Below are 15,535 nucleotides of genomic sequence, written 5' to 3'. Positions count from 1 at the left end.
GCGGCGTCGGGCGGCGGGGTGCGGGGCCGCCCGGTCGGCCGCGCCGGCCCCGCTGGCCGCGTCGGCCCCGCCGGCTTCGGCTAGCGGGGCTGGAACTGCGGGCCCTGTGGCGGCAGGGCGAACTCCTCGCCGGTGGGCGCCTGTGCGGCGGGCTGGGCGGGCTGCTGTTGGCCGGTGCCGGGGTGCGGGTAGCCGTAGCTGCCGGGGTGCTGCTGCTGTGGGGCGGGCTGCTGCTGGTGCGGGTAGCCGTAGCCGGTGCCCTGCTGCTGCGGGTACGGCTGGGGGGTGGGCTGCGGGTAGCCGTACCCCGTACCGGGCTGCTGCTGGTGCGGATAGCCGTAACCGGTGCCGGGGGGCTGCTGCGGCTGGGGGTAGCCGTACCCGGTGCCGGGCTGGTGGGCCGGGGGCGCGGGCGGGGTCGGCGGCGCGGCCGGGGGCACGGTGGGCGGTGCGGTCGGCGGGGGTGTCACGGTCGGCGGCGCCGAGGGGGGCGGCGGCGGGGTCGGCGCCGTGCCCGCGGCGGCCGTGGCGGCCTGCTGCTGCGGCTGGGACCGGGGGGCGGGCGGGGGCTGTCGGACGGCCGGGGCCAGGGTGAAGGTGTCGGGCTCCGGCTGGGCGGTCGGGCGCGGGGCGGGCAGCGGGGTGCTGCGCGGGTCGACGGCGGCGGTGGGGGTGGACGTCGAAGCCGGTGCCGGTGCCGGTGCCGCGTCGGCGGTGGCGGCCTCCGCCTCGTCGTCGACGGTGATCCCGAAGTCGGTGGCCAGGCCGATCAGGCCGGAGGTGTAGCCCTGGCCGATCGCCCGGAACTTCCAGGCCCCGGCCCGCCGGTACAGCTCGCCCGCGACCAGGGCGGTGACGTTGTCGCCGTCGGAGATCGCGAACTCGGCGAGCGCGGGCACGCTGTCGCCGGTCGCGGCGTCGAAGAGCATCAGGCGCAGCCCGGGCACCGCGCGGAAGGAGCCGCCCTCGGAGGAGCCGGCCAGCACCACCCGGTCGACGTCGGCGGGCAGCTTGGCGAGCTCGACCTCGATCGTGTCGATGATCTCGGCGCCGCCGGAGGTCTGTTGCTTGGGCAGGTGGCGCACCAGGCCGGAGGGGTGTCGCGGCTGGTTGTAGAAGACGAAGTCGGCATCCGAACGGACCCTGCCGTTGGCGCCGAGCAGCAGCGCGGACGCGTCCACGTCCGGCGCACCGGGCGTGGCGCTCCAGCGCAGCACGGCACGGACCGCCGCCGCCGGCAGTGCGATGTTGGCGCCCTTGGCCATCACGTGCGTCATAGCGGACCATCCTGCCCGTTCGCCACCCCTTCGGACAACGTGACCGAGGCCGCCGCAACAGGGTCGGACTTTGCCAAGAATTGCGCTATCCGTGGGTTTGCCGGTGCTTCTCCCGTGAATCCGTGATCCGGACGACGGTGTTCCGGGATGTTCCGGGAGTTCAGTGCCGAGGAACCGCGGACGGCCGGAATCCGTCCGTACGATGGGCGGTCGAAGGGCCCACCGGGGTCGGACGAAGGGGGGTCCGCCGGCGTCCGTCCGGGAACCACCGCGCCCCGTGGACCGGTTAACCATGGTGTCGTCCCGCTGAATCGTGGTGTCGTCCCGCGCCGCCGCACGCCCCGGCAACGGACCGGTGGCCGTCAATCCTCTGAGGAGAGCACCTTGCGCCATTTCGGCCATCTCGCCGACGACGTACGCGGCCGCCTCTTCCTCGAACAGCCCCGGCCGTTCACCGATCGGAGCGAGCCCGCGGTGCTCGCCACCGCCCTCGGCGGCACCCTCTACAGCCCCGCCACCCGGCCCGCGTTGGCCGCCGACATCCGCAAACAGGCTGCTCGGGGCGTGGTTTCGATGGTGCTCTGCCTGGAGGACGCGATCGCCGACCACGAGGTGGACGCGGGGGAGCGGAACCTGGTCGAGCAGTTGAATGACCTGGTCAGGGATTTCACCGACTGCACACAGGGCCACCCCCTGCTCTTCATCAGAGTCCGAGCCGCCTCCCAGATCCTCGACCTGGCCGAGCGGCTCGGCCCGGCCGTCGGACTGCTCAGCGGCTTCGTCCTGCCGAAGTTCACCACCGAGACCGGCGGCGCGTACCTGGCCGCCCTCGCCGCCGCCGAGGCCGCCACCGGGCGACGGCTGTTCGCCATGCCCGTCCTGGAATCGCCCGAGCTCGCCCACCTGGAGACCCGGCGCGAGCAGCTCTTCGGCATCGCCGAACTGCTCGCCGGGCACCGGGAGCGGGTACTCGCCGTCCGCCTCGGCGTGACCGACCTCTGCTCCGCGTACGGCCTGCGCCGCTCGCCCGACCTCACCGCGTACGACGTCGCGCTGGTCGCGGCGGTGATCGGCGAGGTGGTCAACGTGCTCGGCCGGGCGGACGGCACGGGGTACACCGTCACCGGTCCGGTCTGGGAGTACTTCCCGGTGCAGGAGCGGATGTTCAAGCCGCAGCTGCGCCGCACGCCGTTCGCCGAGTCGTCCGGGACGGCCCTGGCCTCCGGTGAGGAGGTCCGCCGGCGGATCATCGAACACGACCTGGACGGGCTGATCCGGGAGGTCGAACTCGACCGGGCCAACGGCCTGCTCGGCAAGACCTGCATCCACCCCAGCCACGTCCCCGCCGTGCACGCCCTGTCCGTGGTCACGCACGAGGAGTACTGCGACGCCCGGGACATCCTCCGGCAGGAGCAGGACGGCGGCGGGGTCCTGCGCTCGGCGTACACCAACAAGATGAACGAGGCCCGGCCGCACCGGGCCTGGGCGGAGCGGGTGCTGCTGCGGGCGGAGGTGTTCGGGGTGGCCCGGGAGGACGTGAGCTTCGCGGAACTGCTCTCGGCCTGCCTGTGCGGGGGCTGAGGGGGCTGCGGGGGCTGAGGGGGCTGCACCGCGTTGGGCCGCCGTGCCGATCTCAACGCCGTAACCGATCTCAACGCTGAAACCGATCTGAACGTCGTAACCGATCCGAAGACCGCACTACCGCACCATTCGAAGGCAGGACCAGCAGTGACAGCACAGCAGACGTGGACCGGCCGGTGGGTCTCCGACCGGGCCGGCATCGCCCTGACCGGATCGGACCGCCTCCCCGAACTCGTGGGCCTGGCCCTGCGCGAGAACCGCAAGCGCGCCCACCTGCTGGTCTCCACCGTGCTCGGCAAGCACGTCCCGCAGCGGCCCGCGGTCGTCCACGGCGCCGGGCTCGAACTCGGCCGCCGGGTCCACGCGTTGCTCGGTGACGAGGCCGCCGCGCGAGCCGTCGTCCTCGGCTACGCGGAGACGGCCACCGGCCTCGGCCACAGCGTCGCCGACGGCCTCGACGCCCCGTACCTGCACTCCACCCGCCGCCCGGTGCCCGGCGTGCCCCCGGTCGGCGGCTTCGAGGAGGAGCACTCGCACGCCACCTCGCACCTGCTGCTCCCCGCCGATCCCGAACTCCTCGCCGGTGACGGCCCGCTGGTGCTGGTCGACGACGAGTTCTCGACCGGCCGGACGGTCCTCAACACGATCCGCGAACTGCACGCCCGCCACCCCCGTGGCCACTACGTCGTGGTCGCCCTGGTCGACCTGCGCTCCGCCGCCGACCGCCGCCGGCTGGTCGACGCCGCCGCCGAACTCGGCGTCCGGCTCGACCTGGTGGCCACCGCCACCGGTGCCGTCGAGCTGCCCGCCGACGTCCTGGACCGCGCCGAGCGGCTGATCGCCGAGGCCACGCCCGCCCACGCCCCCGCCGTGCCGGCGGGTGCGCCCGCGCCGCTCGTCCGGGTCGAGCTGGACTGGCCCGCCGGGCTCCCGGACGGCGGCCGGCACGGGTTCACCGCCCGGCACCGCGCCCGACTCGACGCCGCCCTGCCCGGGTTGGCCGGACAGCTGGCCGAGGCGATACCCGCGACGGCGCGGCGCGTGCTGGTCCTCGGCTTCGAGGAGCTGATGTACGCCCCGCTGCGGCTGGCCGACGCGCTCGCCGAGCGGCTCGGCGGCGACCGCGTCCGCTACTCCACCACCACCCGGTCGCCCGTCCTCGCCGTGGACGACCCCGGCTACGCCATCCGCACCCGCCTCGCCTTCCCCGCCCACGACGACCCGCAGGACGACGCCTCGCGGGAGCGCTACGCGTACAACGTCGCCCCCGGCACCGACCCGGCCCGCCGCTTCGACGCCGTCGTGCTGGTGGTCGACGACGTCGCCGACACCGCGGCCCTGCACGAGGGCGAGCGCGCCCTGCTCGGCCAGCTGCGGCAGGTCACCGACCAGGTGGTGCTCGCGGTGCTGCCCTCCCACCGGCCGTCCCGCCTGCCGTCGCGCCTGCCGTCCCCGCTGTACGGCCCGGAGTTCTCCTCGTACCGGCCCGACGAGGTGGCCTGGCTGCTCAAGGACCTCTCCGGCGTCCCGCTCGAAGCCCCCACCGAGGAGCGCGAGGAGGCCGTCCAGAACGGCGGCGCGCACTATGCGGAGTCGCTGCCGGTCGAGTACCAGCCCAGCCCCGAGTACCAGGAGCTGTTCCACCAGGCACTGCGCGCCTCCGCCCGCCGGATCGCGCTCGCCGTCGGCACCGTCGCCGAGACCCTGCTGAGCGAGCGCGGCCCCGGCCTGGTGCTCGCCTCGCTGGCCCGGGCCGGCACGCCCGTCGGCATCCTGATCCGCCGCTGGCTCGGCTACGCGCACGGCCTCGACACCCCGCACTACGCCGTCTCGATCGTCCGCGGCCGTGGCATCGACCCGGTCGCCCTGCGCTACCTGGCCGCCCATCACCACGCCGGCGACGTGGTGTTCGTCGACGGCTGGACCGGCAAGGGCGCGATCACCCGCGAACTCGCCGACGCCCTGGCCGGTACTGGTTTCGATCCGGACCTCGCCGTCCTCGCCGACCCCGGCCGCTGCGTGCGCACCTACGGCACCCGGGACGACTTCCTGATCCCCTCCGCCTGCCTCAACTCCACGGTCTCCGGCCTGATTTCGCGCACCGTGCTGCGGCCCGGCCTGATCGGCCCGGACGACTTCCACGGCGCCAAGCACTACGCCGAACTGGCCGGCGGCGACGCCTCCGCCGCGTTCCTCGACACCGTGGCCGACCACTTCGCCGCCGTCCGCGCGGAGGCGGTCGCCGCCGCCGGCCGGCTGTCCGCCGACCCGGACCGCACGCCCGACTGGGCCGGCTGGGCCGCCGTCGAGCGGATCAGCACGGAGTACGGCATCGACAGCGTCAACCTGGTCAAACCCGGCGTCGGCGAGACCACCCGGGTCCTGCTGCGCCGCGTCCCCTGGCGGATCCTCGCCCGGCGCGGCGCCGGCGCCGACCTCGACCACGTCCGGCTGCTCGCCGCCCAACGCGGCGTCCGGGTCGAGGAGGTGGACGGCCTGCCGTACTCGTGCGTCGGCCTCATCCACCCCCGTTACAGTCGAGGGGCGACCGGCGCATCCGGTACGGCCGTTCTGGTGAAGGAGTCCTGATGCACCCGGATGTTCTCGTGGCCAGCGACCTCGACCGCACGCTCGTCTACTCCAACCGGGCCCTCGCCCTGGACGTCCCCGACCGGCTCGCGCCCCGGCTGCTCTCGGTCGAGGTGCACGAGGGGAAGGCGCTCTCCTTCATGACCGAGCAGGCCGCCGCGCTGCTCGTCGACCTCGTCCGCCAGGCCTGTTTCGTCCCCGCCACCACCCGCACCCTCGCCCAGTACGAGCGGATCAACCTGCCCGGCCCGACGCCCGGTTGGGTCCCCGCGTACGCGATCTGCGGCAACGGCGGGCACCTGCTCGTCGACGGCGTGCCCGACCCGGACTGGCGCGCCGAGATCACCGCGCGGATCGCCGCCGGCGCGGCCCCGTTGGAGGAGGTCGTCCGGCAGCTCGCGCTGAGCGCCGACCCGGAGTGGACGCACAAGCGCCGCGTCGCCGACGGCCTGTTCGCCTACCTCGTCGTCGAGCGCGCCGAACTGCCCGGCGGCTGGCTCGACGAACTCACCGGCTGGTGCGCCGAACGCGGCTGGACGGTCTCCCTCCAGGGCCGCAAGGTCTACGCCGTGCCCGCGCCGCTCAGCAAGAGCGCCGCACTGGCGGAAGCCGTCCGGCGCTCCGGCGCGACCACGGTGCTCGCGGCCGGCGACTCGCTGCTCGACGCCGACCTGCTGCTCGCCGCCGACGCCGCCTGGCGGCCCGGGCACGGCGAACTCGCCGACGGCGGGTGGACCGCCCCCGGCGTCACCGCCCTGGACGAGGTGGGGGTGGCGGCGGGGGAGGAGATCGTCCGACGGTTCCTGGCCCGGGTGGCCGCGACCCCGGTCGCGTCCTAGCCGCGGTCGGGTGCCCCCGGCCCTAGCTGCAGCAGCCGCCGCCGCAGCAGCCGCCCCCGCCGCCGGAGGGGGCCTGCTGCGGGGCACCGCCGGAAGCGGAGCCGGTGACGGCGACGGCGGACAGCAGCTTCACGGTGTCCTCGTGGCCCTGCGGGCAGACGGCGGGGGCGCCGGCCTGCGCCATCGGGCGGCGGAGCTCGAAGGTGGCGTCGCAGGTGCGGCAGCGGAAGTCGTAGCGTGGCATACCGGCAGGGTACCCAGGCCGTCCGGCGGCCGGTTACCGCGGCTTGTTCACCTTGCTCACCGCAGCTTGTTCACCTTGTTCACCGCAGTTTGTCCACTGTGCTCACCGGGGCCCGCCCAGATCGCCGCGGATCAGCCCGATCACCCGCGCCGCCGTCTCCCGCACGCCCGCCAGCTCGGTCAGGAAGTGCCAGTAGTCGGGGTGCCGGCCGGCCGCGTCCAGGGTGGCCACCGCCCGGTCCAGCCGCGCCACCGCCTCGTCCAGCGGGGCGGCGTGCCGCGGGTCCGGCGCGCTGCGGCCCGCCATCGCCAGCCGCTGCGCGTCGCGCAGGGCGAACCGGGCCCGCTCGACCTCCCGGTTCGGGTCGTGCTGCACCTCGTTCAGCTGCCGCAGGCGGTCGTTCACCGCGACCACCGACCCGTCCGCCGTGTCCAGCAGCGCGCGCACCGTACCGATCGCGCCCGTCGCGTCCGCCCAGAGCTGCTCGTCCCGGGCCCGGGCGGCCTCGGCCAGCTTCCGCTCCGCCGCCCGGCCGGTTTCCGCGACCTGCGCCGACACCCGCTGGAGGTCCTGCCAGCAGGCCGCGCTGAACCGGCGGCGCAGTTCGCTCAGCGCCGGCTCGACCGTCGCCGCCTTGGTCTCCAGCGCCTGGATCCGGGTCCGCAGGCTCGCCACCCGCCGGTCGATCTCCCGCGCCCGCTCCGGCAGCTGCCCGGCGTCGGCCGCGATCGCCTCCGCGCGCTGCTTCACCTCGTCCGCGCGCCGCAGCGTCGGGGCCACCCCGTGCCGGGCCGGCCCCTCGTTCAGCAGCCCGAGTTCCGGTGCCAGTTCGGCCAGCCGGGCCGCCAGATCGTCCGCCCGCAGCCCGGCGCCGCGCACCGCGTCCAGCGCGTTGCTCGCCTGGAGCAGCGCGCGCTTCGCCTGCTCGACGGCGGGGGTGACCCGCATCAGCTGCTGCTCGGCGCGTTGCAGGACGGGCTGCAGCCGCTGCAGGAAGTCGTTCAGCTCCGCCCGGGCCGAGCCCAGCTGCCCCTTCACGTCCTCCAGCTGCCGCCGGGCCCGCGTGGCCGCGCCGGCGTCCAGCGCCTCGTCGTCCAGGTTGTACGCGTCCAGCGCACCCAGGTAGTTCACGGTGACCTGGTCCACCCGGCCGGAGATCGCCTCCAGGTCGGCCAGCACCCGCCGTGCCGTCGCCTCGTCCTCGGCCGCCCGGACGGTCTCCACCGCCAACTGCACCTCGCGCTGCGTCGAGTCCAGCTCGTAGAACGCCTCCTGCGCGGCGTCCCGGGCCGCCTTGGCGTCCGCCCGCACACCCTCCCCGCCGCGCCGGCCCCACCAACCGCCGCTCCCGGCGGAGGCCAGCGCAACCGTGCCCAGTGCACCCGCCAGCACCACCGGCACCACCAGCGCGTCGGCCAGCGCACCCCCCGCCCGACGCCACCCCCGCCCGCTCCCGCCGGCCACCGTCACTGCGCGCTCCCTGCTCCGACCCGCTGATCCGCCCCCATTCTTCCCGATCACCCCACCCCACCGGCACCCCACCCGTCCCACTCCCCGGCCACCGACACCACACCACCCCCCGGGACCAGGTACCCTAGGCAGTCGTCGTGCCCCCACCGGGCCGCGACGGGGGCGCGTAGCTCAGTGGTAGAGCGCTGCTCTTACAAAGCAGATGTCGGCGGTTCGAAACCGTCCGCGCCCACCGTCCGAACAGCAGGAATAGCGGTAGAGGCCCAGGTCGGGGAGGCTTCCCGACCCGGGCCTTCTGCATCCGTACGATCTCCCTACGCCCAGCTCGTGGCCGGTACCGTCGGTGACCCGCATGTCCCAGGATTGTCGGCTCTGCCCCTGCGCGGTCTCCCGGCGTCCGCGCCGGTCGGTGGGAGCGAGCTGCACGGTGTCCTCCTCGGGGGCGGGGGACGGGGCCGCCCGGCGCGCTTCCACGGACACCGGCGGGAGATCGGGGCTCCGCGTACCGGGCGGTTGCTGCGTGCCGCCCGCAGGGCCCCAGGTCCCATCCGGGGTCATTCCCTGCGGACGGCGTGAACAGTGAGGGGCCGTCAGCTACGGTCTACCAGAGCTGAGTTGAGTCTTCCCCCGGGCGCTTCCTGCGCACTCCCGCACGTGACCTGGGGAAACGCCGTCCACGGACCGGGGCAGCATGACGTCCAAGCGTGCACAGCCGGCGGAGCGCCGCGTGGCGCTGGGCTGCAGTCAGGAACAGCTCGCCGAGAAGGCCGGTGTCGCCGTGTCGACGGTCGTGCGCTGGGAGGCCGACCGGACTCCGTGAGCACCGAGGCCCTGCCGGGCGCCACCGCCGCGATGTTCAGTGCGGAGGAGCGCACCCCTGCCCGGCTGCTGGCCTCGCAGCTCGGCGGCCGAGACCGTCTTCGACTGCGCCGACCCGGCCACGGCGCCGGCCTGGATGGCGTTCTTCGGGCGGGCCCGACTCGGCTCGGTGCAGGTCGCCGCCGGACCGGGCCGGGCGGTGCTGCGCAATGTCGTGGGCGGGCTGCTGGCGATGGCGGTGACGTACGGCGGGGGCGTACTGCTGGAACGGTTCACCGGGTGAAGCCGTCCGGGGACTGCCCGGGAGGCGAGGTCGTGCGGCCTGTGTTTGTGTGGCTGCAAACCGCTTGGGAGAGGTGAAGCGCCGTGACCATACCCCCGTTCGGATCGAATGATCCGTTCTCCGATCTGCTCAGCCGGTTCTTCGGGATGAGCCCGATGGCCTCCCCGCCCGCAGTGCAGCGGGTGCCGATCGGACGGCTGCTGAGCGAGTCCTCGCAGGAGTTGTTGGGCCTGGCCGCGCAGCGGGCGAGCGAGGACGGGAGCAGTGATCTCGACACCGGGCACCTGGCCTGGGCGGCCACCCGGGTGGAGCCGTCGCGCCGGATGTTGGAGCGGGCGGGGATCGACCCGGACCAGCTGGCCGGCGACCTGGAGCGGTCGCTGCCGTCGGGGGGCTCGGCCACGGTGGACGGGCAGCCCGCGCTCACGCCGTCGGCCAAGCGCGCGCTGCTGGCCGCGCACGCCCGTTCGCAGGCGGTCGGGGCCTCGTACATCGGGCCGGAGCACATCCTCGGCGCGCTGCTGGACCAGGAGCGGTCCGGGGCGGGGACGGCGTTGCGCAACGCGGCGCCCTCGCAGGAGGCGCTGAAGACGGTGTTGGAGGGGCGCGGTGTCGGCGGGGAGCGCAGTAGCACGGGCGCGCATCCCAGCGAGACGCCGACCCTGGACGAGTACGGGCGGGACCTCACCGAGGAGGCGCGCTCGGGGCGGCTGGACCCGGTGGTCGGGCGGGCCGAGGAGATCGAACAGACCGTCGAGATCCTCTCCCGGCGGACCAAGAACAACCCGGTGCTGATCGGCGAGCCGGGTGTCGGCAAGACCGCGATCGTGGAGGGGCTGGCGCAGCGGATCGTCTCCGGGGACGTGCCGCAGAGCCTGGCGGACAAGCGGGTGGTCACCCTCGACCTGACCGCCCTGGTGGCGGGCTCCAAGTACCGGGGCGAGTTCGAGGAGCGGCTGAAGAAGGTGATCGACGAGGTCACGGCGGCCGAGAAGAGCGTGATCCTCTTCCTGGACGAGCTGCACACCGTGGTCGGCGCGGGCGCCGGCGGCGAGGGCTCGATGGACGCCGGCAACATCCTCAAACCGGCGCTGGCGCGCGGCGAGTTGAGCGTGGTCGGCGCGACGACGCTGGACGAGTACCGCAAGCACGTGGAGAAGGACGCCGCGCTGGAGCGCCGCTTCCAGCCGGTGCTGGTGCCCGAGCCGAGCGTCGAGGAGACGATCGAGATCCTGCAGGGGCTGCGGGACGCGTACGAGGCGCACCACCAGGTGCGGTTCACCGACCAGGCGCTGGACGCGGCGGCGACGCTGTCCGACCGGTACGTCAGCGACCGCTTCCTGCCGGACAAGGCGATCGACCTGCTGGACCAGGCCGGTGCCCGGGTGCGGCTGCGCAGCCTGAGCGGGTCCACCGAGGCGACCGGGGTGCAGGGCCGGATCACCAAGCTCAAGCGGGAGTTGGAGGAGGCCGTCGCGGACGAGGAGTTCGTACGGGCGGCCAACCTGAAGGCCGAGCTGCGGCAGACCGAGGACGAGCTGGCGTCCATCGCCGAGTCCCGCGAGGAGGTCGTCGACGTGACCGCCGACGACATCGCGCAGGTGCTGTCGTCCCGGACCGGCATCCCGGTCGCGGAGCTGAACGCGACCGAGAAGGAGCGGCTGCTCAAGCTGGAGGACCATCTGCACGAGCGGGTGATCGGCCAGGACGAGGCGGTCACCGCGGTGGCCCAGGCGGTGCGCCGCGGCCGGGCCGGGATGGGTGACCCGGACCGGCCGACCGGCTCCTTCCTCTTCCTCGGGCCGACCGGCGTGGGCAAGACCGAGCTGGCGAAGGCGCTGGCGGCGCTGCTGTTCGGCGACCCGGACCGGATGATCCGCTTCGACATGAGCGAGTTCCAGGAGAAGCACACCGTCTCCCGGCTGGTCGGCTCCCCGCCCGGGTACGTCGGCTACGACGAGGCGGGGCAGCTGACCGAGGCGGTCCGCCGCAAGCCGTACAGCGTGCTGCTCTTCGACGAGGTGGAGAAGGCGCACCCGGACGTCTTCAACCTGCTGCTCCAGGTGCTGGACGACGGGCGGCTGACCGACTCCCAGGGGCGTACGGTCGACTTCCGCAACACCGTGGTGATCATGACCAGCAACATCGGCTCGCAGCGCATCCTCGACCACGCCGGGAACGTGGACGAGATCCGCGACGACCTGATGCGCGACCTGCGCCGGCAGTTCCGGCCGGAGTTCCTGAACCGGATCGACGAGGTGATCGTCTTCCACGCGCTCACCCGCAAGGACCTGCTGTCGGTGGTGGGCCTGCTGCTGGAGCGCAGCCGGCGCCGGCTCAAGGCGCAGGACGTGGAGCTGGAGGTCACCGAGGCGGCCAAGGAGTGGCTGGTCAACCGTGGGTACCAGCCGGAGTTCGGGGCCCGGCCGCTGCGCCGGACGATCCAGTCGGAGCTGGACAACCGGCTGTCCAACCTGCTGCTGGACGGCACGGTGCAGGAGGGGGACACGCTGATCGCGGACGTGAGCGACGGCGAGCTGGTGGTCACGCTGGCCCGGCCGGAGGCGTCCGCGACCTTCGAGCAGGCGGAGGAGAAGGCGCAGGAGGCCGCGGCAGAGGGCTGAGCGGGAGAGGAACGGGTGGGACCGGGTTCGGGCGTACTCCCGTGGGAGTACGCCCGAACGCCACTGGTGGAGGACGCGTGGGGAGGCGGCGCGGGTCTAGCCTTCCGGGCATGATGCCGCCCACGTCCCCGCCGACGGAAACGCCGGGTCCGCCGCCACATCCCCCGGGCCCGCGACCGCCCTCGGGAGAACCGCCCGAGCCGTGGCGCCCGCGGTGGGTGCGGGCGGCCGACGCGGGCCGGCCGCTCGGGCTGGCGGTGGCGGTCGCCGTGGTCCAGGTGGTCGGGTCGACGTTCGCCGGGCGGAACCAGGGCGGGCGGGTCCCGCTGGACGCCGTCGGCTACCTCCTGCTGCTGATCGGCCCGGCCCTGCTGGTGCTGCGGTGCCGTCGGCCGGTCGTGGCGGTGGTCGGCACCTCGGTGGTGACGGCGGCGTACCTGGGCGCCGGGTACCCGTACGGGCCGGTGTTCGTCAGCTGGCTGATCGCCTGCTGCACGGCGATCGGCTCCGGGCACCGCCGGGTGGCCTGGGCGGGCCTGGGTGGGGTGTACCTGGTGCACGTCCTGATCACCTTCGCGCTGCCGGCGGACTGGCAGCGCACCCCGCCGTCCGCCTTCTCCCGGCAGGCGGAACTCGGCCTGCTGGCCTGGCTGTTGCTGGTGGCCGCGGGCGCCGAGCTGGTCCGGTTCCGGCGCGAGCGGATCGCCGCCCACCGGGCCTACCGGCAGCAGCTGGAACAGCGCCGGGCCAACGAGGAACGGCTCAAGATGGCCCGGGAGTTGCACGACATCCTGGCGCACAGCCTGTCGCTGATCAACATCCAGGCGGGGGTCGCGCTCGCCCTGCTGGACCGGCGGCCGGAGGAGGCCCGCACCGCGCTGGTCACCATCAAGTCGACCAGCAAGGAGGCGCTCGGCGAGGTCCGGCAGGTGCTCGCGACGCTGCGCGGCCCGGAGGCGGCGCCGCGCGGCCCGGCCCCCGGGCTGGACCGGCTGGACGAACTCGCCGACCAGGCCGACCGGGTGGGCCTGGCCGCCGAGGTGCAGGAGCGCGGCGAGCGGCGCGCGCTGGCCGCCGGCGTCGATCTCACCGCGTTCCGGATCGTCCAGGAGGCGCTGACCAACGTGATCCGGCACTCGGCGGCGCGGCAGGCGGTCGTCGTCCTGGACTGGACCGATCCGGCCGCGCTGGTGGTCCGGGTCGAGGACCCGGGCCCGGCGGTGCTCGGCGACGCCGGCGGGTCGGGCAGCGGGCTGGCCGGGATGCGGGAACGTGCGGCCGCGTTCGGTGGCACCATCACGGCGGGGCCGCTGCCGGGCGGCGGCTTCCGGGTCCGGGCGGAGCTGCCGACACCGAAGGCGGAGAGTGAGTGATTCGGGTACTGCTGGCGGATGACCAACTGCTGGTCCGGGCCGGGTTCCGGGCCCTGCTGGACCTGCAGGACGACCTCGCGGTGGTCGGCGAGGCGGACGACGGCGAGGCGGCGCTGCGGCTCGCCCGCGAACTCGTACCGGACGTCGTGCTGATGGACGTTCGGATGCCGCGGATGGACGGCCTGGAGGCGACCCGGCGGATCGCCGAGGACCCTGCGCTGTCCTCCGTGCGGGTGGTCGTGCTCACCACCTTCGAGCTGGACGAGTACGTCTTCGAGGCGCTGCGCTCGGGGGCGGCCGGCTTCCTGGTCAAGGACACCGACCCGGCCGACCTGCTGCGGGCCATCCGGGTCGCGGTGGCGGGGGACGCGCTGTTGTCGCCGGGGGTGACGCGGCGGCTGATCGGCGAGTTCGCGGCCCGTTCGAAGGCGCCCGAGGCGGCGCCGGGCGGGCTCTCGGACATCTCCGTGCTGACCGAGCGGGAGCGGGAGGTGCTGGCGCTGGTCGGGATGGGGCTGTCCAACGAGGAGATCGCCCGGCGGCTGGTGGTCAGCCCGCTGACGGCGAAGACGCATGTCAGCCGGGCGATGGTGAAGCTCGGGGCCCGGGACCGGGCGCAACTGGTGGTGCTGGCCTACGAGTCGGGGCTGGTGCGGCCGGGCTGGCTGGGCTGAGGGTCCTCCGTGCGGCGGCGCGCCGTGCTGCCGGGTCCTGCTGCCTGCGCGCCTGCCGCGCCGTGCTGCCCGGTCCCGCCTGTCCGTCGCGCCGTGCTGCCCGCCTGCCGCGCACCACCCGGTGGTCCTGCCCGACCGCTCTACTTCCGGCCCGGCGTGTCGCGGCCAGCCCGTACTCTCCCGGGAGTACCCCAACTGCCGCTGCTGGTAGGACGCGTGATGAGGCCGCTTGGCGGGACGCTTTGGTCACCTCGGGAACCGCCCGAGGTCTGGAGGCCCACCGCCGAGGAGATGAACCACCATGTACACGCTGCTGGCCGATGGGGGAGGGCACGGGCCCGGTCCCTGGATCCTGCTGATCCCACTGGTGTGGATCGCCGTGGTGGTCCTGGTGATCACCGTGCTGCGCCGGACGCTCTGGCGGCGCGGCTGCGGAGCCGGGGCCCGGGCGGACCACCCGCTGGCCGTCCTGGGCCGCCGCTACGCCGAGGGCGACATCGACGCCGAGGAGTACCGCGCCAGGCGTTCCGTGCTCGGCGAGTCGCCGCGGGACCAGTTCCGAGGGGGTGCCGGGAAGTGACCACGCTCGACCTCGTCCGCGGAACCGCCGCCCGGGCCGCCGACGCCGTCAAGATCTACGGCGTCGGTGGCACCGAGGTCCGCGCGCTGGGCCACGTGACGGTGGAGTTCCCGGCCGGGCGGTTCACCGCGATCATGGGTCCGTCCGGCTCGGGCACGTCCACCCTGGTGCACTGTGCGGCCGGGCTGGACACGCTGAGGAGAGCCGGATGCACCGGAAGAAGCCCACCGGCCCCACCCGGTCCGGGTGGTCAGGACCTTTGGGCCTGCGGGAACACCTCCCGCAGCAGCGGGTCCGGCAGCCCGCGGCGGCTCCACTCGCGCGGGTAGCCGAGCGAGACCTCCTCGAAGGGGACGCCGTCGTAGCTGGTCTTCCGGGGGATGTGCAGATGGCCGTAGATCATCGCCGCGGTGTTGAAGCGACGGTGCCAGTCGGCGGTCAGCTCGGTGCCGCACCACTGGGCGAACTCCGGGTACCAGAGGATCTCGGTGGGGTGGCGGACCAGCGGGTAGTGGTTGACCAGGACCAGCGGTACGTCCGGGTCGCAGGCCGCCAACCGCTGCTCGGTCAGCCGGACGCGCTCACGGCACCAGGAGTCGCGGTCCGGGAACGGGTCCGGGTAGAGCATCCGCTCGTCCGCGCAGACGATGCCGCTCTCGTAGGCGGCTGCCAGGGACTCCTCCTTGGTCGTCGTGCCCGGCGCACGGAAGGAGTAGTCGTAGAGGAGGAAGAGCGGGGCGATGCGGACCGGTCCGCCGGCACCCTGCCAGAGCGGGTACGGGTCCTCGGGGGTCACGACGCCGAGGCTTCGGCAGAGCTCCACCAGGTGGTTGTAGCGGGCCACGCCGCGCAGCTGCACCGGGTCCTCGGGGTGGGTCCACAGTTCGTGGTTGCCGGGGGCCCACACCACGCGGGTGAAGCGTTCGGCGAGCAGCCCGAGCGCCCACTCGATGCTGGTGGTGAGCTCAGCGACGTCCCCGGCGACGAGCAGCCAGTCGTCGGGGGTGCTGGGTTGCAGCTTCTCCACCAGGTCGCGGTTCTCCTGGTAGGAGATGTGCAGGTCGCTCACGGCGAGGAGCCGCCCGCCCGCCCCGGTCGGCTCCGACGGCGCGTCGCTGCGGTACTCGGTAGTCACTCCTGCCCCCTGTGGTCACCCGTCCGTTGTCGCCACAGTACGTGGCG

Annotated in this window: 13 protein-coding genes, 1 tRNA gene and 1 pseudogene; 11 read left to right on the top strand and 4 right to left on the bottom strand. The window is 74.1% G+C overall.

The features are described 5' to 3' along the window. Window positions 1-80: 80 nt before the first annotated feature. Complete coding sequence (locus ACIOJE_RS08305; protein WP_400774338.1) at window positions 81-1,277, bottom strand: TerD family protein; 1,197 nt, start codon at window positions 1,275-1,277, stop codon at window positions 81-83. A 384-nt stretch (window positions 1,278-1,661) separates the two neighbouring features. Here ACIOJE_RS08305 and ACIOJE_RS08300 point away from each other — a divergent pair, with 384 nt between their 5' ends. The 3 genes from ACIOJE_RS08300 to ACIOJE_RS08290 all read left to right on the top strand — a co-directional run bounded on the left by ACIOJE_RS08300 (window position 1,662) and on the right by ACIOJE_RS08290 (window position 6,286). Next, entirely contained in the window at window positions 1,662-2,858 is a 1,197-nt protein-coding gene (locus ACIOJE_RS08300; protein ID WP_280676704.1) for an HpcH/HpaI aldolase/citrate lyase family protein, read from the top strand. Window positions 2,859-3,005: 147 nt separating this feature from the next. Next, complete coding sequence (locus ACIOJE_RS08295) at window positions 3,006-5,447, top strand: phosphoribosyltransferase (protein ID WP_400774335.1); 2,442 nt, start codon at window positions 3,006-3,008, stop codon at window positions 5,445-5,447. Continuing rightward, complete coding sequence (locus tag ACIOJE_RS08290; protein WP_400774334.1) at window positions 5,447-6,286, top strand: HAD family hydrolase; 840 nt, start codon at window positions 5,447-5,449, stop codon at window positions 6,284-6,286. Before ACIOJE_RS08295 ends, ACIOJE_RS08290 begins: the two co-directional genes overlap by 1 nt. A gap of 22 nt (window positions 6,287-6,308) precedes the next feature. Here ACIOJE_RS08290 and ACIOJE_RS08285 read toward each other — a convergent pair whose 3' ends face one another. After that, a complete protein-coding gene (locus ACIOJE_RS08285; RefSeq protein ID WP_280676698.1) occupies window positions 6,309-6,530 on the bottom strand; it encodes a zinc ribbon domain-containing protein in 222 nt (73 codons plus the stop codon). Between the two features lie 102 nt (window positions 6,531-6,632). Then, window positions 6,633-8,000, bottom strand: a complete 1,368-nt coding sequence (locus ACIOJE_RS08280; protein WP_400774331.1) for a hypothetical protein — start codon at window positions 7,998-8,000, stop codon at window positions 6,633-6,635. Window positions 8,001-8,160: 160 nt separating this feature from the next. Between ACIOJE_RS08280 and ACIOJE_RS08275 the strand changes: the two genes are divergently transcribed. The 8 genes and pseudogenes from ACIOJE_RS08275 to ACIOJE_RS08240 form a co-directional block, all read left to right on the top strand. Beyond that, window positions 8,161-8,232, top strand: a tRNA-Val gene (locus tag ACIOJE_RS08275). Between the two features lie 459 nt (window positions 8,233-8,691). Next, window positions 8,692-8,820 (top strand): helix-turn-helix transcriptional regulator, encoded by a 129-nt coding sequence (locus ACIOJE_RS08270; protein WP_400774329.1) that lies wholly within the window; start codon window positions 8,692-8,694, stop codon window positions 8,818-8,820. Between the two features lie 39 nt (window positions 8,821-8,859). Beyond that, window positions 8,860-9,102 carry a hypothetical protein gene (locus tag ACIOJE_RS08265; RefSeq protein WP_400774326.1) on the top strand — a complete coding sequence of 81 codons (243 nt, stop codon included), beginning with the start codon at window positions 8,860-8,862 and terminating at the stop codon, window positions 9,100-9,102. A gap of 146 nt (window positions 9,103-9,248) precedes the next feature. After that, window positions 9,249-11,726 (top strand): ATP-dependent Clp protease ATP-binding subunit, encoded by a 2,478-nt coding sequence (locus ACIOJE_RS08260; RefSeq protein ID WP_400774635.1) that lies wholly within the window; start codon window positions 9,249-9,251, stop codon window positions 11,724-11,726. 218 nt (window positions 11,727-11,944) lie between these two features. Further along, window positions 11,945-13,099, top strand: a complete 1,155-nt coding sequence (locus tag ACIOJE_RS08255; RefSeq protein WP_400774323.1) for a sensor histidine kinase — start codon at window positions 11,945-11,947, stop codon at window positions 13,097-13,099. Then, a complete protein-coding gene (locus ACIOJE_RS08250) occupies window positions 13,096-13,773 on the top strand; it encodes a response regulator transcription factor (protein WP_280685550.1) in 678 nt (225 codons plus the stop codon). Before ACIOJE_RS08255 ends, ACIOJE_RS08250 begins: the two co-directional genes overlap by 4 nt. A gap of 301 nt (window positions 13,774-14,074) precedes the next feature. Then, window positions 14,075-14,353 carry an SHOCT domain-containing protein gene (locus tag ACIOJE_RS08245; protein ID WP_400774320.1) on the top strand — a complete coding sequence of 93 codons (279 nt, stop codon included), beginning with the start codon at window positions 14,075-14,077 and terminating at the stop codon, window positions 14,351-14,353. Then, window positions 14,350-14,550, top strand: a pseudogene (locus tag ACIOJE_RS08240) (ABC transporter ATP-binding protein); the annotation flags it as partial. The gene ACIOJE_RS08245 and the pseudogene ACIOJE_RS08240, both read left to right, overlap by 4 nt. A 53-nt stretch (window positions 14,551-14,603) precedes the next feature. Here ACIOJE_RS08240 and ACIOJE_RS08235 read toward each other — a convergent pair. After that, on the bottom strand, window positions 14,604-15,488 hold the full coding sequence (locus ACIOJE_RS08235; RefSeq protein WP_400774317.1) for a metallophosphoesterase family protein: 885 nt from the start codon (window positions 15,486-15,488) through the stop codon (window positions 14,604-14,606). Window positions 15,489-15,535 lie beyond the last annotated feature (47 nt).

It is taken from the genome of Kitasatospora sp. NPDC087861, from assembly GCF_044742585.1.
Classification (GTDB): Bacteria; Actinomycetota; Actinomycetes; order Streptomycetales; family Streptomycetaceae; genus Kitasatospora.
The sequence above is the reverse complement of the archived record's forward strand: the minus strand, read 5'-3'. Positions and strand labels throughout refer to the sequence as shown.